Raw genomic sequence first — 17,993 nt, 5'->3', positions numbered from 1 at the left:
TTAAGCCTTAATAAAAAATCTGTATATGCTCCGTAGTCAGCCGGTGCTTCATCTTGATCATCAGGGTCTGTTCCGAAGGAGAGTAGGACCAACCTGAGGAATCGTAACGTTCAAACTGGGGATCAGTACGGAAGGGGATATTGTAAAGCTGTATCTGCTGGAAGGACTGTATACCCCGGATGAGCATGTAATGGGTTTCTCCGCTGGGGAAGGACACGGAAATATCCAGTACCTTGTTTTCCTGGTTGAAATTTGCCAGCACCGCCGTAGCCGCAGTCCAGGTCCAGATATTACTTGCCATGGCGTCTATGTTTAACGCCCGGGGAATATTTTCGCCAAGTCGGAGGACCCGGTAAATGCGAGCGCTGCTGAGAAGGCCCGCCGGGGTGAAGGAACCGTTTTCGGCCAGGCCCAGGGTTTGGGGAATCATCCCGGCAGTGTCGGCCAGGGAGAGGGCCGAGAGTATCAGTGAACGGCCTATGCCCCCCCATATTTCCTGGCCGGGGTTTTCCCCAAAGGCCACCAGGGCGGCGCCCAGACGGAGGTTGAATTCCGTGTTGGCTTCCCCCTGGTGAAATACAAAGATACGCTCTCCCTGTTTATCCGCTTTGATATCTTCGGTTATTGAAAAACAGGCTTGGCCGGTAAGCCCTTCAAAGGGGTTTCCCTTATTCTTGCGGAAGAGTTCCCAGTCTGTGTACCCTTCCAGGATACCCGGGATCAGAGCCGGGTCCAGGGCTGCGGGATCGATGGCTTCGATTATCCCCGGCGTTTCGTCAAGGAGCTCATTGTGGTCCCGGATGGCAAGAAATTCAACGATATGGGTGTCCTTGAGGAAATCCGGAGACTTATCACGGATGAGCCGGGAGAGGCGGTTGACAGAATCTCGCTCAAAAGCGGCAATGGAACGCAGTCCCTGGTCCATACGCCCTAAAAAGGCTGAGGATTCATAGTTCCGCCGGGAATTTCCCAGAAATGATTCGGGTATTTCGGCCACCGCAGTCGAATAGTCATTCCGCTGTATTGATTCGGTGATATAGGCTATGACGGCATCATCGGTTGGGTTGTTTTCGATTTCCCGATGCCAGAGGGGAAAGGATCGATCCAGAAACCGGTTAAGGGCTTCATCATAACTTTGTTTATCCTTGGCGGAGGAAATAATTAAGTTGGAGGGATCAAAAACCTCTCCCCCGGGAACGGCGCCGTAAGAAATAACCGGTTCAGCGCTATCCATGAGGACAAGCCGCCTGGCGGGATCAACCGTAGAATTGTTAAAACGGTAGCTTTTCCCATCGGCGATGATTTGGTATTCCCCGTCGCCGCTGTGCCTGATCCGGGAACTTCGCAGGGGCCGGTAGGGGAGTTCCAGCCGTTTTAAGCCTTCAGGCAGTAGGGCGTAAATTCTCAGTTCCTGGCTGCTGCCGGCATACTGGGTATCGAAACTGAGTTCCACCCCGCCTGCCAGGAGGAAGCGAGCGCTTTCACCTGAAACAGACATGGATAGAGGTCTGGAGTTTTCTTTTTTTCCGTCCGCCCCTACCATACCCAGGCTGTCATGGTCATCATCAACGGTCAGCAGGAATTCCATGCCTCCAAAAAAAATGCTCACCTCTCCGTCCAGAGGGTACTCGCCGACCTGGGGAGCCGCCTTTTGGTCATCCCGGGATGAATCCGGTTCCCCGGCAATTTCGGCGGTATTTCCATTAGAGTTTCCATAGTAGCCGGAGACCACAAAAGAACCGATCTGCCGGGTAAAACTTCCCTTTCTGGTGAATTGGATCATTACCAAAAGGATAAAGACACCCAAGTAGATCAAGATGAGGCTGACAATCCGGGGAAATATGGGTTTTTTCATTCTGTTCTAAGATATCCTATAGGTGTTCAAATTGCAACTTGTTGCTTTTAAGAGGATTGTATACTATATGATGGATGAATACCAGATTGCGGTTTTTTTTCTTGCTGTTAATCACTATTCCGTTTATATTCTCTTGTGCTTCCCGCTCGGAACCCGGTGCTATACCGGTGGCGCCTGCCCCGGAAGCTCCGGTACCTTCCGGGGAACCTGTCCCGGAAGCGCCACCTGCGCCGCCGGCGCCATTGGCGCCATTGGCGGCGCCTGAGGGGAGCCTTCAGGCCATACTGTCTGCGGTGGCGGAATTTCTCAGCCAGGGGGACTATGACGGCGCATTGGCCTGTTTTGACCGGCTTGAACCTGAAGACGCCGCTTCTACGGGGATCCGCCTTTTAAGGGCTTCGGTTTTAAGTTCCGCAGGCCGTATGGGGGACGCCCGGGCTATTGCGGATGAAATACTCCTTAAAGAGCCCACTAATACGGAGGCCCTTTTTGTGCTTGCCACCCTGGAAAGCGCCCAGGGTAAGGCACGGGAACAGAGGGCGCTTTTGGAGAAGATACTTACAATAGATCCCAAGCACGTGCAGGCCCTTTGTGCTCTTGGAACGATAGCTTTCCAGGGCAATTCCCTGACAAATGCGGCGTCCTACTTTGACCGGGCCTTGGCGGCGGAACCCAATAATGGGGACGCCCTGGTCGGCCGGGCCGGGGTCTACCGGTCCCAGCGGAAACCCAAGGAGTCCGAGTCCCTGCTGAACAAGGCTATTACCCTCTACCCCCGGTGGTCTGTCCCCTTCAGCGAGCGGGCCCGGCTGTATCGGGGTGCAGGGTTTTATGACGATGCCTTGAAGGATCTGGATCGGGCAAAGCGGCTTAATGGGCAGGATTACTGGATCGCCGTGGACCGGGGGATGACCCTGGTGGATTTGGACCGCAAGCAGGAAGCCCTTCCGGAATTTAACCGGGCCATTGCCATGGACCCGGAGGTATTCATTGCCTATGTGTACAGTGCCGGCATTAAGGACGAACTAGGGGACTACGAGGGGGCGGAGCGGGATTACGGGGTCCTGGTCAAGCTTAAGCCGGAGTACTACTTTGCCTATGAGGGACTTGGGGTTCAGAAAATGCGTCGGGGCCTCTGGGCGGAAGCTCGGGATGCTTTCATGGAAGCCTATAAGCAGACGCCGGAAACTTCCTACGCCCTGTTGGCTTCCTTGTGCTGGATGCGGGCGGGCCGGGTAACGGATCCCAAGCAGTTTTTGGAACAGGCCCTGCGCAAGGTGGAGCGGGAAAGCCTGGAGTGGTATATGCTCAGGCTTTACCACGATCTGAGCGGGGACAGTGATGTTGCGGCGCGGATTGACCGGGAAAAAGATCCGGTTGCAAAGGCCCGGATGTTGTACTATCTGGCAGGTTTTTACGATGTCCGGGGCAATACAAGTTTGGCAAACCGGTATTACGCCCAGGTCTATGAGTTAGAGCAGCGTTCCATTATCGAGTGGCGGCTTAACGAGTGGATCGTAGATGAACGGAACCTGAAGGTCAATTGATATGGATAAATCAGTGGAGCCGCCGGAATTGAGTTCCGGGGCCAGTTTTACCAGGTTCCTCAGTCTTTTGGAGGAATCCTGCCGCCTTTCGGACCGCTTTTCTGCGGGGAGCGGCGATTCTGCGGAGACCCCCCAAAGGCGGGTGGTGATTCAAACCCATGATTTTCCGGATCATGACGCGGTGGCCTCTGCCTTTGCCCTCAGTCAGCTTCTGGAGCGTTATGGTTTTACCCCCAAGCTTCTGTACCGGGGCATTATTCGTAGCTATTCACTCTGGTCTATGATTTCTCAACTGGCGGTTCCCATTACCCAGGTTACTGGCAAAGTCAGCGAAGAATGGCGCCAGGTTCCCTGCGTTTTAGTGGACGGGAACCCCACCAACACCAATGCCCGGCAGATAACAGAAAAACTGTTCGGGGTAATTGACCATCATGGTAATTCTGAAACCCCGGACTGCCCCTTTGTGGACATCCGCACGGATAGTGGTTCCTGTTCTTCAATTATCGAAAGCTACTGGCATGAACTGGGCCTGAGTCCCGACCGGGTTACTGCCACTGCCCTGCTCATGGGAATCCAGATGGATACGGATTTCCTTTCCCGCCGGGTACACCCGGCCGACCTGGACGCCCTGCACCGGATCTTTTTTACCGCCGACTGGGAGTACGGGTCCCGGGTGGTAAAGACCGCCCTTTCCAAGAAAGACCTGAATTCCCTGCAACTGGCCATCGCCAATGCCCGGATACAGGAAGGGCTTTTCTTTACGGTAATTTCTGAGGATACCACCCAGGAGGTGATTTCCATCCTGGCGGATTTTTTTCTGCGGCTTCGGGAAATTTCCATCACCGTGCTGGTGGAGAACAAGGGAGAGATACGGCCCGTGTCGGTGCGGAGCCAGCTGCCGGAGGTTTCCGCTGCCCGGGTGATCCGCACCGCCCTCAAGGATATCGGCGAAGGGGGCGGCCATGACTATATGGCCGGGGGCCTCCTGTCCGCTTCCACTGAAATAAGCGACGACGAATTGTTCGAGCGCTTTCTTAACGCAATAAAGGAGCCTTCATGAAGGATACTAACATCACGGTGAATCTTCCGGGCAGAGAAATTATATTAATCGGCACCGCCCATGTTTCCAAAGACAGCATTGATGAAGTGGCCGGGGTCATCCGGGAAGAAAAACCGGATCAGGTTTGCGTTGAGCTGGACTCGGGCCGCTATACCGCCATGACCGAGAAGGATTCCTGGGAAAAGCTGAACGTAGCCAAGGTGTTCCGGGAGGGCAAGGGGTTTCTATTGATGGCAAACCTGGTGCTCTCGGGTTTCCAGCGCCGTATGGGGCAGGAACTGGGGGTAAAGCCCGGAGATGAGATGAAAGCCGCCATTGATACTGCTGAAGAATTAGGTATCCCTTATATTTTCTGCGACCGGGAGGTGCAGCTCACCCTCCGTCGGGCTTGGGCGCACTGCGGTTTCTGGAGCAAAAGCAAACTCCTGGCCTCCCTGGTTTCCAGTGCCTTTACCACGGAAAAAATGAGCGAAGCGGAAATCGAGGGCCTGAAAAACCGCAGCGAGCTGGACGGCATGATGGCCGAACTGGCGGACTATCTGCCCGGGGTAAAGGAGACCCTCATTGATGAGCGGGACCAGTACCTGGCGGCGAAAATCTGGGCTGGCGGGTCGGCCAAGCAGGTCGCCGTGGTTGGGGCAGGGCACCTGATGGGGATCAAGGCCCACCTGGAACGGATAGCCGCCGGTGGGGAAAGCGCCGATGTGGCGGAACTGGACAGTATTCCGGCGCCGTCCATCCTTTCCAAAGCTGCTGGGTGGATCATCCCTCTCATTATTGTTGCCATTATCGCCCTGGGATTTTTCCGGGCCGGCGCCGGGGTCAGCCTTGCCATGCTGATCCGCTGGGTGCTCTGGAACGGGTCTCTGGCCGCAGTGGGGACTCTCCTCGCCCTGGGCCACCCACTGTCAATACTGGTGTCCTTTGTGGGCGCCCCCATTGCCACCATCAACCCCTTTATTGGGGTGGGACTTTTCTCTGGTATTACCGAGGCTACCATGCGGAAACCCCGGGTCAGTGATGCCGAAACCATTTCTGAAGATGTTTCCAGTCTGAAGGGTATTTACCGGAATCGGATAACCCGGGCCCTTCTGGTGTTTCTCCTTTCTTCCCTGGGGGGAATGGCGGGGAATTTTATCTCCATCCCCTCCCTGGCGGGGTTGTTGGTTAAGTAAAAGAAGTATTTTTCAAAGATCCTTCATAATTTCCACATAGTTTCGGTATATCCTTATCCTCATGGAGACCGGCGTTAAAACCCAACGGCTGCGCATTGACGGGATGACCTGCGTGCATTGCCAGAACAAGATTGAAAAAACCCTCCGGGGTTCGCCGGGGATTGTGAAAGCCGAGGTGGATTACAATGCCGGTGCTGCGGTGGTTAGCTACCATACGGAAACCATCACCATCCAGGAAATTACGGCTATCATTGAAAAGCTCGATTACCAGGTGCGTGCCGGTAACGGGCCGGCGAACCGTAACCTGAACCGCGCTGTTGGGTTTCTCATCATCATTGCCGCCCTCTTTTTTGTGATCCGGAACCTGGGGTTTACAGCCCTGGTTAACGCCTTCCCCTTGGCTGAGGCCGGGATGGGCTACGGAGCGCTTTTTGTCATCGGGCTTATTACCTCGGTTCATTGCATTGCCATGTGCGGGGGGATCAACCTTTCCCAGTGTATTCCGGGAACCCCTTCTCCGACTGAATCAGGCGCGGGGAGTGCTTCCGGCAAAGCTTCCCGTGCTGCTGGGGGCGCTGCATTACGGCCCGGGCTTTTGTACAACCTGGGCAGGGTAATTTCCTATACCGTCGTGGGGATCATAGTGGGCGCCCTGGGGTCGGTGATCAGTTTTTCCGGGGCCATGAAGGGGCTGGTGCAGATCGCCGCAGGTGTTTTCATGCTTATCATGGGGATAACCATGCTGGATATCTTCCCGTGGCTGCGGAAATTTACCCCCCGGATGCCGAAGGTGTTTGCCCGCCGTATTGATGCGGAAAAGGGGCGAAATAACAGCCCTTTCTATGTGGGGCTTTTGAACGGGCTCATGCCCTGCGGTCCCCTGCAGGCCATGCAGCTTTACGCCCTCTCCACCGGGAGCCCGGTGCAGGGCGGGCTTTCCATGCTGATCTTCTGCCTGGGGACCGTGCCCCTGATGTTCGGCCTGGGTGCCCTGAGTTCCCTGCTGAGCAAAAAGTTTACCAAAACCGTGATGACCCTGGGGGCAGTGCTGGTGGCGGTGCTTGGGCTGATCATGTTTTCCAACGGCTGGAGCCTTTCGGGCTTTACCAGCCCCTTTGACTTGATAGCCGATAGGAATGCTGCGCCAACTGTGGGGGGACCGGATATCCGTATGGAGAATGGTTTCCAGCTGGTGAATACCACCCTGGAGAGCGGGCGCTACAAGCCCATCGTGGTGCAGGCGGGAGTTCCGGTGAAGTGGACCATCGACGCCCCCCCGGGGAGCATCAACGGCTGCAATAACCGGATGATCGTCCCCGAATACGGCATTGAGCACAGGTTTACTGCGGGGGATAATGTGGTGGAATTTACGCCGGAGAAGGCCGGGGTGTTCCGGTACAGTTGCTGGATGGGGATGATACGCAGCAGTATTACGGTGCTGGAAAGCGGGGTAGATGCAGATGCTGCCAAGGCTGCGGCGCTTGCTGCTGAAGCGGCTGAGGATGAGTTTTACTTTGACGAATCGGAACTTGAGGGATTTGGAGATTTTGAAGACATGGACGATGAAGATTTCTGGGCCCTGTTTGAGGCAGAGTTTTTCAGCGAAAATTCCGGGGAAGCCCCGGACGGGGAATCGGGAAACTGAGTAAAAGGAGGAATGGATGGAATTTCTATTGAGCCATTGGCACTGTTTATTGCCGGTACTGGTAATTGTGATAGCCTCGGTTTTTATGAACCGGGGAAAAAACAAGAATGCTAATAAATAATTATTATGGAGATGCTACTATGAAAAAGAAGATGGAGAAAAAAATGAATAATCGTAAGTCCTTATGGATACTGTCGGCCCTGTTTGTCACCGCGTTTTTACTGGTGGCGCAGGTTCAGGTTTCAGCCCAGCGTGCCGGGGGTGCCCAGAGCAGCAGCGGCGTTCAGGCCCACAGTGCGGTGGTGGATCAGGATCTGGTTATTCCCTTGGGGGACCTTTCCGCAACCGCCCAGTTTTACCCCGTGGTGATTGAGGGGGTGCAGATGGAGGTCCTGGCGGTAAAGGCGCCGGACGGTACCTTCCGCACCGCTTTTAATACCTGCCAGGTTTGCTACGCCTCTGGCCGGGGCTACTACAAGCAGTCGGGGAATGCCCTGGTTTGCCAGAACTGTGGCAACCGGTTCACCATGGGCCGTGTTGAGGTGTCCTCCGGGGGCTGCAATCCGGTCCCGATTTTCCCCCAGTACAAGACCGTGGACAGCGAAAAAATTACTATTTCAAAAGATTTTCTGGTAAAGGCGAAGGGGATATTTGCCAAATGGCGGTGAAGGAATGAGAGGGATGGAGAACTTTCTCCTCCCTCTCTCCTCATTGCCTAAGGCTGATAAATGGGATATCCGCTACCTCAGTGTCCAGGTACTGCCACCTGGAGGTAGCTATTTTACTGTAGCCCCTAAATAAAATCAAATTTTAAGATAAATTTCCCAAAATCCTCTTGACATGCCTCATGTTTCTATATAAAGTAACATTATCGTTTCTATATAAAGAAACGTAAAAAGGAAGGAAAACATGAACTGCCGGCCAAGCCCGGAGGAAGTAAAAAACCTCACCAAAGAATTCAGGACCATCCCGGTATCCCTGACCTTGCCCGCAGGGGAACGCACCCCGGTGGAAACCTTCAGGATCATCAAGAACCTGAGCCGCCAGTGCTTTATCCTGGAAAGCCTGGAAGATCCAAACCGGCATGGCCGGTACACCTTCCTGGGCTACGATCCCAAGCTGGAGATCACCTGTACCAACGGGAACCTGAGCATAAAAAACGGAACCCACATTACCATGACCGTAAAAAACCCCGGGGCCAATATTAATCAAATCATAGAAGAAAACCGGAGCCCTCGGTTCCCCTACCTTCCCCCCTTTACCGGCGGGCTGGTGGGGTACTTTTCTTACGATTATATCAAGTACAGCGAGCCGGGACTGAAACTCGACGTCGCGGATCAAGAGCATTTTAAGGATGTAGACCTGATGCTCTTCGATAAAATAATCGCCTACGATCACCTGGAAAACACCATCATCCTCATGGTGAACATGAAAACCGGCGCGGAGGAAAACTACAACCGGGCGGTGACGGAACTGGAAAACCTGGCCCGGATCATAGATGTCGGGAAGCCTGCTGAAATAAAGCCCCTCAAAATCCTCTCCCCTTTCCGGCCCCTCTTTGATAAGGTACAGTACTGTGCCATGGTCCGGCGGGCCAAGGAGTATATCCGTGAAGGGGACATTTTTCAGGTGGTGTTATCCAACCGGCTGGAGGCGGATGTTGAGGGCAGCCTCTTTGACACCTACCGTATACTCCGGGAGCGGAACCCTTCGCCCTATATGTTCTACTTTTCCAGTGACGATGCGGGCTTTGAGATCGCCGGGGCTTCTCCGGAGACCTTAGTAAAACTGCAAAAGGGAGAACTCCTCACCTTTCCTCTGGCCGGGACCCGGCCCCGGGGCGCTACGGAAGACGAAGACATAAGCCTGGAACGGGAGCTCCTCACGGATCCCAAGGAACTGGCGGAACACAATATGCTGGTGGACCTGGGACGGAATGATCTGGGGAAGATCAGCCGCTTCGGGTCCGTGATGCTGGAACGCTACCTTTCGGTAGAACGATTTTCCCATGTGATGCACCTGGGGTCCACGGTGAGAAGTTCTATTCAGGAGGGCAAAACCGGGATAGACGCAGTGGAGGCGGTGCTTCCCGCTGGGACCCTATCGGGGGCGCCCAAGATCCGGGCCTGCGAGATCATTAATGAACTGGAAAACAACAAGCGGGGTATCTACGGCGGGGCCATCGGTTACCTCGCTTTTAACGGGGATATGGACACCTGCATAGCCATCCGCATCGCCTTTAAGAAAAATGGCAAGGTCTTTGTCCGGTCTGGCGCAGGTATCGTGGCGGACAGCATCCCTGAAAATGAATATCAGGAATGCGGGAACAAGATGCAGGGGGTGCTGAACGCTTTGGAAGAAGCACAATCACTGACCACAGAGGATGTTCATCCTTCCAAAGGCGGGCACAGATTATGATTTTACTTATTGATAATTACGATAGTTTTTCCTATAATCTCTACCAGCTTATCGGGACCATCAATCCCGATATCCGGGTGATCCGAAACGATGAAATGGCCGTAGCGGACATCATAGTTCTCAGGCCCAGCCATATCGTGATTTCTCCCGGACCAGGTCGGCCTGTAGACGCCGGAATCTGTGAAAAGGTTATATCCGCCCTTGGGGTGCAAATTCCCATCCTGGGGGTATGCCTGGGTCATCAGGCCATCTGCGAGGTCTTCGGCGCGGTGGTGGGCTATGCAAAAACCCTGATGCACGGCAAGTCTTCGATGATCACCGTGGACACAGATAGCCCCCTTTTTGCAGGTCTGGACAAGACCATCCAGGGGGCCCGTTACCATTCCCTGGCCGCGGATATAAACACTATTCCTGCGGAACTCCGGGTTATTGCCTCCACTGATGATGGAGAAGTCATGGCGGTACAGCACCGGGAATACCCGGTGTACGGCGTGCAGTTTCACCCTGAATCTATTTTGACCCCCCAGGGGAAAAAGATACTAAGCAATTTTTTAGGAGTACGCAATGATTAAAGAGGCGATCATAAAAGCCGCGAACCGGGAAAATCTCAATTACGAAATGGCCGAGGTGGTGATGGACGAGATCATGGGGGGCAAGGCCAGCGATATCCAGATGGCCGCCTTCCTTACCGCCATGGCGGTGAAGGGCGAAACCATTGATGAGATCACCGCCTCTGCCGCGGGTATGCGGAAGCACTGCATCAGGATACTCCACGACATGGATGTGCTTGAGATTGTGGGAACCGGGGGTGATAAATCCAATTCCTTCAATATTTCGACAACCTCTGCCCTGGTGATCTCCGCTGCGGGGATACCGGTGGCCAAACACGGCAACCGTGCGGCTTCCAGCAAATCCGGGGCTGCGGATGTGCTGGAAGCCCTGGGGGTGGATATCACGGTCCCCCCGGAACAGAGCCTTCACCTTTTAAAAACCATCGGCCTCTGTTTTCTCTTTGCCCAGAACTACCACCTCTCCATGAAATACGTAGCTCCGGTACGGAAAGAGTTGGGCATCAGAACTATTTTCAATATCCTCGGTCCCCTGGTAAATCCAGCGGGGGCCAATATGGAATTGCTCGGGGTTTATGAAGAAGAACTTACGGAGCCCATGGCCCGGGTCCTGGCCAATCTGGGGGTAAAGAGCGCCCTGGTGGTTTACGGCCAGGACGGGCTGGACGAAATTTCCATGAGCGCCCCCACCAGTGTTTGTGAAGTCCGGAATGGGGAATTTAAATCCTATGTGATTGAGCCGGAACAGTTCGGGTTTAAGCGCTGCAAAAAAGAAGATTTGGTCGGCGGCACTCCTGCCGATAACGCCATAATTACCCGGGCCATCCTGTCCGGGGAAACGGGTCCCAAGCGGGATGCGGTGCTGCTCAACTCTGCGGCAGCGATCCACATCGCCAGACCCAAGGTCTCCATAGCCGATGCGGTTAGTATCGCTAATAATATTATCGACAGTGGGAAGGCGCTGAAACAATTGGACCAGTTCATAGCATTGTCTGCGGGGAGTTTTCCATCTCCTTCCGGCGCTGGAAATGCCGCCAAGGCGCTTGTATGATCCTCGACGAAATCGCCGCCCATACCCGGCTTCGGGTGGAAAAGGCCAAGGTCGCGCGTTCCCTCGAACAGGTGCGGGATGCGGCTCTGACCCGGACGGCGATCTTCCGAACATCTGCTACCGGCGCCGGTCCGGAAAGTTCCGCCCGGTCCGCTGCGGTTTCTGCGCTGTCTCCTTCCGCGAACCCCGCCTTTGAGCAGGCCCTGTCTGTACCGGGGCTTTCATTTATCTGTGAGGTCAAAAAGGCCTCCCCCTCCAAGGGACTTATCGCCGGAGAGTTTCCCTACCTGGAAATCGCTCGGGATTACGAGGCCGCCGGAGCTGCAGCAGTTTCGGTGCTCACCGAGCCGGAATATTTTTTAGGCAGGGATGAATACCTCCGGGAGATAGCCACCGCAGTACAGATTCCTGCTTTGCGGAAAGATTTTGTCATTGATCCTTATCAGATATACGAGGCAAAACTTCTGGGAGCTTCCGCAGTATTGCTAATCTGTGCTCTCCTGGACACGAAAACTCTCGGTGAGTATATTGCCATAGCAGATACAGTGGGCCTTTCCGCTCTGATAGAGACCCATGCTGAAGATGAACTAAGATCCGCCCTGGATGCTGGGGCCCGGATCGTCGGGATAAACAACCGGGACCTTAAAACCTTCCAGGTGGATCTTTCCGTCACCGGCCGTCTCTGCAAACTCATCCCCAAGGATATACTCACGGTTTCTGAAAGCGGTATCCGGGGACCTGAGGATATACGGACCCTGACAAAGGAACAGCAAATCGACGCGGTACTCATCGGGGAAACCCTGATGCGTGCAGCGGACAAAAAGGGGTATCTAAAGGAACTCCGGGATGCTGCTGCGGAGACGAAACCGGTTTCAAAGGATAGGCAATGAAGATAAAAATATGCGGCCTTTTTCGGGAAGCTGACATTGATTTTGCCAATGAGGCTCGGCCCGATTACATAGGTTTTGTGTTTGCCAAAAGTAAACGCCAGGTTTCCCTGGAACAGGCTTCACAACTGAGGGCACGATTGAGGGACGATATTGTACCAGTTGGGGTGTTTGTGAATGCTCCGGTTGAGGAAATTGCCGCCCTGTACCAGGCCGGGGTGATCGATATCGTCCAGCTCCATGGGGGCGAGGATCGGGAGTACATCGCAGCGCTGCGCGGGGAACTCCGTTGCAAGTCGCGGAAGCAGACTGCCGGTGTCAGGGCCGGTTTTGGGCCAATCCCGGTGATTAAAGCCCTGCGAATAGACGGCGCTGCGGCTTTTACCCAGTCGGCGGGTAATCCTGCTACGGACGGCAGGGTCCCGAGGCTCGCCACGGATGGCGGATCTAGGCAAGACGCAGCCGTGAATCCCGGTGCTGGCAGCGCAGACTACCTACTCCTGGACCAGGGTTCTGGGGGCACCGGCACGGCCTTTGACTGGACCGTGCTTGGTGACGGTGCTTTCCGGGAGAGCCTGGGCGCGCCCTTCTTCCTTGCGGGGGGCATTAATGAGTATAATATAGAAGAAGCCGTCAGGTATGGGCCGTTTGGGATCGATGTTTCCAGCGGCGCGGAAACCGATGGGGTGAAGGACCGGGACAAGATGATCCGGTTGGTAAAAATTGTGAGGAACCATATATGAGCAATGTGCAACGAAGTTTCCAGCGCAAAGGCAGATTCGGCGAATACGGCGGGCAGTACATTCCGGAAACCCTGATGAACGAGATCATCAACCTGGAAAAGGCCTACAATCACTACAAAGACGATCCCGACTTTGTAGCGGAACTGGATGGCCTGTTGAAAAACTATGCAGGGCGACCGTCCATGCTTTACTACGCAGAAAAGATGAGCGCCGATCTGGGGGGAGCAAAGATCTACCTGAAACGGGAAGATATGAACCACACCGGCTCCCACAAGATTAACAACGTTCTGGGCCAGGCCTTGTTGGCAAAGCGTATGGGCAAAACCCGGATCATCGCCGAAACCGGTGCGGGTCAGCATGGGGTTGCTGCTGCTACTGCGGCCGCCCTCCTGGGCCTGGAGTGTGAAATTTTCATGGGCAAGGAAGACACCGATAGGCAGCGGCTTAATGTGTACCGCATGGAACTTCTGGGCGCCAAGGTAAATGCCGTCACCTCGGGTACACAAACCCTGAAGGATGCGGTGAACGAAACCATGCGTGAATGGGTCGGCAGGGTACAGGACACCCACTATGTGCTGGGCTCCGTCATGGGGCCCCATCCCTTTCCTACTATAGTGCGGGACTTCCAAAGCGTTATCAGCAAAGAAGCCCGGTCGCAGATTCTTGAACGAGAAGGAAAGCTTCCCGCAGCGGTTGTTGCCTGTGTGGGTGGCGGGAGTAACGCTATCGGTATGTTCTATAACTTTATTCCCGATGCAACAGTAAAACTAATAGGTTGCGAAGCTGCAGGACATGGGGTGGATACCCCAAAACACGCGGCCACCATAGCCAAGGGGAGTGTAGGAATATTCCACGGCATGAAGTCCTACTTCTGCCAGAATGATGAGGGGCAGATAGCCCCGGTCTATTCGATTTCCGCAGGGCTGGACTATCCGGGGATAGGCCCGGAACACGCCCATCTTCACGACACAGGCCGTGCCCAGTACGTGCCGGTCAGCGACGAAGCGGCTGTGTCCGCCTTTGAGTACCTGGCCCGTACTGAAGGGATCATCTGCGCCATAGAGAGCGCCCACGCCCTGGCCCACGCAAGGATATTGGCGCCCCAAATCGGTAAGGACGAGAACATCATCATCTGCCTCTCTGGCCGGGGGGACAAGGACGTTTCGGCAATAGCAAAATATCGCGGGGAGACTATCAATGAGTAATATTAACAAGGCTTTTCAGCAGAAGGACCCTTCAGGGAAGCCCCGGTCTGCCTTTATCGGTTTTTTAACCGGCGGGGATCCAAGCATGGAAAAATCAGAAGAGTTCGTCCTGGAAATGATCCGGGCCGGGGCGGACCTGGTGGAAATCGGCGTCCCCTTTTCGGACCCCATTGCCGAAGGTCCGGTTATCCAGGAAGCCAATATCCGCGCCCTGTCCGCCGGGGCTACCGTAGAAAAACTATTCGGCCTGGTAAAAAGCCTGCGCTCAAAAACTGATGTCCCCTTGGTTTTTCTCACTTACCTGAACCCGGTATTCCATTATGGCTATGACCCTTTCTTTAAGCGGGCCCGGGACGCCGGCCTGGACGGCATCATCATTCCTGACCTGCCCTTTGAGGAACAGCCTGAGGTCCGGGAATCCGCCTCTAAATACGGTGTGGATATCATCTCCCTTATCGCTCCTACTTCTGAGGCGAGGATTAAGGAAATTGCCAAAGCGGCAACAGGTTATATCTACCTGGTGTCGTCCATGGGAGTCACCGGGGTACGGAGTGAAATTAAGACCGACCTGGGTTCCATTATTGCTGCGCTCCGGGAGACCACGAAGATACCGGTCGCAGTGGGCTTTGGCATCCACACTCCTGCCCAGGCTGCTGAGATTGGGAAGATCGCCGATGGGGTTATCGTGGGGAGCGCTATTGTTAAGATTATCGCGGAACATGGCGCCGATGCGGGTAACCATGTCTACGAGTACGTGAGGAGGATGAAAATCGCCGTTGCCGGGGAATGAGGGAGGATATTTTTCCGGAGAAAAATATCCTTGACGAAGTATGCTTTTTATATCAAACTTAAATTAATAAAAAAATAATCAACATACCCCGCAGTCGCAGGGTATGTTGTTCTCTTAAGGAATTGGACTCGGGGGTTAAAAAGGAATTAACCCCCTCCCCACGAATAAACTTGCTAACCATTCCTTTTTTATTGTTAATGATCTAGGAGAAAAAGGTGCATTATAATAACAATGCCTTATTGATAAAGCGCAACCTGCTGGTATCCCTGATAAAGCTCTTTTTTGAGGATAAGCTTGAGGATGGTATAGACCGGATCCCCTATCAAATGACATCGGATCCAAACTACCAGCCCATACGCTGCTGCGTGTTTCATGACCGGGTGATCCTCAAGATCCGTATCTTGGCGCGGCTGGGTTTTTCCGTGGAAGACTATGAGGATGACGGTACTGCCCTTGCCCTTCACGCAAAAAAGGCCCTGGAACGGACCGCCATTTCAGGGCCGGTCCTCACGGTACTGGATGAAGCCTGCAACGCCTGTGTCAAGGCCCAGTTTCTGATCACCAATGCCTGCCAGGGCTGCCTTGCCCGGCCTTGCCTCCTCAACTGCCCTAAAAAAGCGGTTTCTATGAACGAAGGCCACGCAGGGATCGATAAAACCAAATGTATCAACTGCGGTATTTGTCAGCAGGTTTGTCCCTACCACGCGATCATAAAAATCCCCGTCCCCTGCGAGGAAGCCTGCCCAGTAGGGGCCATTTCCAAGAACGAAGCCGGTAAGGAACGGATCGATTACAATAAATGCATCTTCTGCGGCAATTGTATGCGGGAATGCCCCTTTGGAGCAATGATGGACAAGTCCCAGATCCTGGATGTGCTCATGGCAAAAAAGAGGGGAAAGAAAATCTCCGCCCTCTTTGCCCCGGCGGTGGCGGGACAGTTCCGGGCGTCCATCGGAAAACTTCTGGGAGCTCTGAAGCAGGCGGGGTTTGACGAGGTATATGAAGTTGCCTTGGGTGCAGACATCACCGCCAAAAACGAAGCCCTGGAATTTACCGAACGCATGGAGAAAGGAGAACCCTTCATGACCACTTCCTGCTGCCCTGCCTATATCGAGACCGTGCAGAAGCATATTCCGGATTTGAAAAGTCGGGTCTCTGAAACCAGGACCCCCATACACTATACTGCGGAGATCGCTGCCCGGGAGCACCCGGATCATCTCCGGGTCTTTATCGGCCCCTGTCTGGCGAAGCGGAAGGAGGGGCTGGATGATCCCCTGGTGGATTATGTTCTTACCGCAGAAGAATTGGGCGCCCTCTTCCTTGCCCTGGGGATCGACGTTGCCCAGGCTGAGGAGGCCCCGGTTCTCCGGCCCGCAAAAGCCGGCGGCCGGGGCTTCCCCTTATCCGGCGGGGTAGCCGAGGCGGTCCGGCGGAACTTGCCGGGGGATGCCAATTTCCACCCCGAGTACGTCAATGGCCTTAATAAAGAGGGGATTGCCCTTATGAAGGCATGGTCCGAGGGGCGCAACACCGGCAATATCCTGGAAGTGATGGCCTGCCCCGGGGGCTGCGTTGCGGGTCCCATGGTGTACGCCAACCCAAAAACAGCGACTAACCAGCTTAAGAAGATTGCCGAGGAGAGCGAGGGATAGCTCTCTAGCCAGAGGGCGTGTATTGAAATCGGGAAACTGAATAAAAGGAAAAAGGGATAGACCCGTTATCCATTACAGCAGGCCAGGATCGGGCACGGTCACGCACCCATCGGGAAGTACCAGGATTTTCGGCGACTTTACCCCCCCGGCTCTTGCCTTTGCCAGGGCCTCATCCAGGGCTGCCTGGGGGGAGGGGGCGCTTTCGATAAACATGCTTTTCAGTCGCTCCGGGGGAAGCTCAGTGACGGCCTTGACTGTGGCACGGGCGGATACGGCAGCCATTTTTGCAGCCTTGTGGTAGCCCAGCTTATAGCCGGCGCGGATCTTTTCCAGGGCGTCTGCGGGGTTTGAGGCGGAGGCCAGGAGATTGGCGTAGGCTTCGTCCCCGATGCCGTCCCGGCAGGAGGAAACCAGGATCAGGGTTCCCCCGTCTTTCAGGGCTGCCGCGCCGTTGTCTATGGCTTTCTGGGACTGGTAGAGGTCTATATCCATGGGAAATTTCGCCACCGAAACTACGATGTCTGCCTTTGCGGGAACGACCACGCAGAAGATTTTCCGGGCGATTTCAACGGCAGCGTAAAAGGAGGCCATCAGGTCCCCGGTGGTTGCGGCGGCTACCTGTTGTTCCTTATCCAGGACTGTCATAAAAGAGAAAATCGGCGCCTTTATCAGGGGCAGGGCGTCCATCATGTCCTCGTGGACCGGGTTTCCTTCCAGGGCCAGGGAACAGGCCGCATCGGAGAGGGCCTGCTTGTGGTTGGCCTGGATGGTTTTGTAGGCGGCGATCCCCGGGAGGAAAGCCTTGCGGCCCCCGGTAAAGCCGGCAAAATAATGGGGTTCCACGCTTCCTGTGGCAATGATCCGGTCCGCTTCAAAGAGCCGCTTGTTGAGCAGTATGGGGGTGCCGTTCCGGGTGCTTCCTAGGTCGACCATGTCTTCGTCCTTCCGGGAATCGTGATGGAAACAGCGGCTGCGGAGCTGGTCGTGAAATGCCCCCAGTATCTGCCGGTACTCCCCGTCGGTGGGGCCCCGGTGAGCGCCGGTGGCTACCAGGAGGGTGAGGTTTTCTGCCTTGAGGCCGGCCTTTTCAAAAACCGGCAGTAATCCCCTGAGAATCGCCTCCGTGGGGGTGGGCCGGGTGGCGTCGTTGATAATGACGAGCACCCGCTTTCCCCCCCGGATAAAATCCTCAAGACCTTGTCCCTTTTGCCCCCCAGGATTGGGGCCACTCTTAGTAAAACTATCCGGCCCGTAGGGGGCTTTCAGGGCGTTTTCCAGAATCTGTTCCGGGGCGCCTGAGCTTTTGAATTCATTCGGTTCTGCCAGGGCCAGGAGATTTTCATCGGGAAATTCCAAAGGGAAAGTTTTTTTAAGGTAGGGGATTTTGATCTTCATG

Annotated in this window: 15 protein-coding genes; 13 read left to right on the top strand and 2 right to left on the bottom strand. The window is 54.8% G+C overall.

The features are described 5' to 3' along the window. Positions 1–7: 7 nt before the first annotated feature. A complete protein-coding gene (locus TREPR_RS17255) occupies positions 8–1,855 on the bottom strand; it encodes a hypothetical protein (RefSeq protein ID WP_041611287.1) in 1,848 nt (615 codons plus the stop codon). 167 nt (positions 1,856–2,022) lie between these two features. Between TREPR_RS17255 and TREPR_RS17250 the strand changes: the two genes are divergently transcribed. The 13 genes from TREPR_RS17250 (at position 2,023) to TREPR_RS17190 (ending at position 16,597) form a co-directional block, all read left to right on the top strand. After that, positions 2,023–3,402: a tetratricopeptide repeat protein gene (locus tag TREPR_RS17250; protein ID WP_245534758.1), complete on the top strand. Its 1,380-nt coding sequence runs from the start codon at positions 2,023–2,025 to the stop codon at positions 3,400–3,402. Between the two features lies 1 nt (position 3,403). Beyond that, a complete protein-coding gene (locus TREPR_RS17245) occupies positions 3,404–4,462 on the top strand; it encodes a DHH family phosphoesterase (RefSeq protein ID WP_015709631.1) in 1,059 nt (352 codons plus the stop codon). Then, on the top strand, positions 4,459–5,637 hold the full coding sequence (locus TREPR_RS17240) for a TraB/GumN family protein (protein WP_015709630.1): 1,179 nt from the start codon (positions 4,459–4,461) through the stop codon (positions 5,635–5,637). The genes TREPR_RS17245 and TREPR_RS17240 overlap by 4 nt, the downstream gene beginning before the upstream one ends. Positions 5,638–5,698: 61 nt before the next feature. Further along, complete coding sequence (locus TREPR_RS17235) at positions 5,699–7,282, top strand: urease accessory protein UreH domain-containing protein (protein ID WP_015709629.1); 1,584 nt, start codon at positions 5,699–5,701, stop codon at positions 7,280–7,282. Between the two features lie 164 nt (positions 7,283–7,446). Beyond that, positions 7,447–7,950 carry a DUF2318 domain-containing protein gene (locus tag TREPR_RS17230; RefSeq protein ID WP_201765749.1) on the top strand — a complete coding sequence of 168 codons (504 nt, stop codon included), beginning with the start codon at positions 7,447–7,449 and terminating at the stop codon, positions 7,948–7,950. A 241-nt stretch (positions 7,951–8,191) separates the two neighbouring features. Continuing rightward, positions 8,192–9,700, top strand: coding sequence for an anthranilate synthase component I family protein (locus TREPR_RS17225; RefSeq protein WP_015709627.1), 1,509 nt, complete (start codon positions 8,192–8,194; stop codon positions 9,698–9,700). Further along, positions 9,697–10,272, top strand: a complete 576-nt coding sequence (locus TREPR_RS17220; RefSeq protein ID WP_015709626.1) for an anthranilate synthase component II — start codon at positions 9,697–9,699, stop codon at positions 10,270–10,272. Before TREPR_RS17225 ends, TREPR_RS17220 begins: the two co-directional genes overlap by 4 nt. Continuing rightward, complete coding sequence (gene trpD, locus TREPR_RS17215; RefSeq protein WP_015709625.1) at positions 10,265–11,320, top strand: anthranilate phosphoribosyltransferase; 1,056 nt, start codon at positions 10,265–10,267, stop codon at positions 11,318–11,320. Before TREPR_RS17220 ends, trpD begins: the two co-directional genes overlap by 8 nt. Next, positions 11,317–12,210 (top strand): indole-3-glycerol phosphate synthase TrpC, encoded by an 894-nt coding sequence (gene trpC / locus TREPR_RS17210; RefSeq protein ID WP_015709624.1) that lies wholly within the window; start codon positions 11,317–11,319, stop codon positions 12,208–12,210. The genes trpD and trpC overlap by 4 nt, the downstream gene beginning before the upstream one ends. Beyond that, positions 12,207–12,950, top strand: a complete 744-nt coding sequence (locus TREPR_RS17205) for a phosphoribosylanthranilate isomerase (RefSeq protein ID WP_041611284.1) — start codon at positions 12,207–12,209, stop codon at positions 12,948–12,950. Before trpC ends, TREPR_RS17205 begins: the two co-directional genes overlap by 4 nt. Next, a complete protein-coding gene (gene trpB / locus TREPR_RS17200; RefSeq protein WP_015709623.1) occupies positions 12,947–14,155 on the top strand; it encodes a tryptophan synthase subunit beta in 1,209 nt (402 codons plus the stop codon). Before TREPR_RS17205 ends, trpB begins: the two co-directional genes overlap by 4 nt. Beyond that, on the top strand, positions 14,148–14,945 hold the full coding sequence (gene trpA / locus TREPR_RS17195; RefSeq protein WP_015709622.1) for a tryptophan synthase subunit alpha: 798 nt from the start codon (positions 14,148–14,150) through the stop codon (positions 14,943–14,945). Before trpB ends, trpA begins: the two co-directional genes overlap by 8 nt. Positions 14,946–15,160: 215 nt before the next feature. Beyond that, the gene (locus tag TREPR_RS17190; protein ID WP_015709621.1) at positions 15,161–16,597 is read left to right on the top strand and encodes a monomeric [FeFe] hydrogenase; all 1,437 of its coding nucleotides are present in this window, start codon (positions 15,161–15,163) and stop codon (positions 16,595–16,597) included. Between the two features lie 72 nt (positions 16,598–16,669). Here TREPR_RS17190 and TREPR_RS17185 read toward each other — a convergent pair whose 3' ends face one another. Further along, positions 16,670–17,992, bottom strand: a complete 1,323-nt coding sequence (locus TREPR_RS17185; RefSeq protein ID WP_015709620.1) for a nickel-dependent lactate racemase family protein — start codon at positions 17,990–17,992, stop codon at positions 16,670–16,672. Position 17,993 lies beyond the last annotated feature (1 nt).

This window comes from Treponema primitia ZAS-2, assembly GCF_000214375.1.
Classification (GTDB): Bacteria; Spirochaetota; Spirochaetia; order Treponematales; family Breznakiellaceae; genus Termitinema; species Termitinema primitia.
Note: the sequence above shows the minus strand (reverse complement) of the source record. Positions and strands in the feature narration are given on the sequence as shown.

Bases quoted from the DNA above. Each gene is read 5' to 3' on its own strand.
- TREPR_RS17255 (WP_041611287.1), bottom strand. From the start codon at position 1,855: ATGAAAAAACCCATATTTCCCCGGATTGTCAGCCTCATCTTGATCTAC.
- TREPR_RS17245 (WP_015709631.1), top strand. From the start codon at position 3,404: ATGGATAAATCAGTGGAGCCGCCGGAATTGAGTTCCGGGGCCAGTTTT.
- TREPR_RS17240 (WP_015709630.1), top strand. From the start codon at position 4,459: ATGAAGGATACTAACATCACGGTGAATCTTCCGGGCAGAGAAATTATA.
- TREPR_RS17235 (WP_015709629.1), top strand. From the start codon at position 5,699: ATGGAGACCGGCGTTAAAACCCAACGGCTGCGCATTGACGGGATGACC.
- TREPR_RS17230 (WP_201765749.1), top strand. From the start codon at position 7,447: ATGAATAATCGTAAGTCCTTATGGATACTGTCGGCCCTGTTTGTCACC.
- TREPR_RS17225 (WP_015709627.1), top strand. From the start codon at position 8,192: ATGAACTGCCGGCCAAGCCCGGAGGAAGTAAAAAACCTCACCAAAGAA.
- TREPR_RS17220 (WP_015709626.1), top strand. From the start codon at position 9,697: ATGATTTTACTTATTGATAATTACGATAGTTTTTCCTATAATCTCTAC.
- trpD (WP_015709625.1), top strand. From the start codon at position 10,265: ATGATTAAAGAGGCGATCATAAAAGCCGCGAACCGGGAAAATCTCAAT.
- trpC (WP_015709624.1), top strand. From the start codon at position 11,317: ATGATCCTCGACGAAATCGCCGCCCATACCCGGCTTCGGGTGGAAAAG.
- TREPR_RS17205 (WP_041611284.1), top strand. From the start codon at position 12,207: ATGAAGATAAAAATATGCGGCCTTTTTCGGGAAGCTGACATTGATTTT.
- trpB (WP_015709623.1), top strand. From the start codon at position 12,947: ATGAGCAATGTGCAACGAAGTTTCCAGCGCAAAGGCAGATTCGGCGAA.
- trpA (WP_015709622.1), top strand. From the start codon at position 14,148: ATGAGTAATATTAACAAGGCTTTTCAGCAGAAGGACCCTTCAGGGAAG.
- TREPR_RS17185 (WP_015709620.1), bottom strand. From the start codon at position 17,992: ATGAAGATCAAAATCCCCTACCTTAAAAAAACTTTCCCTTTGGAATTT.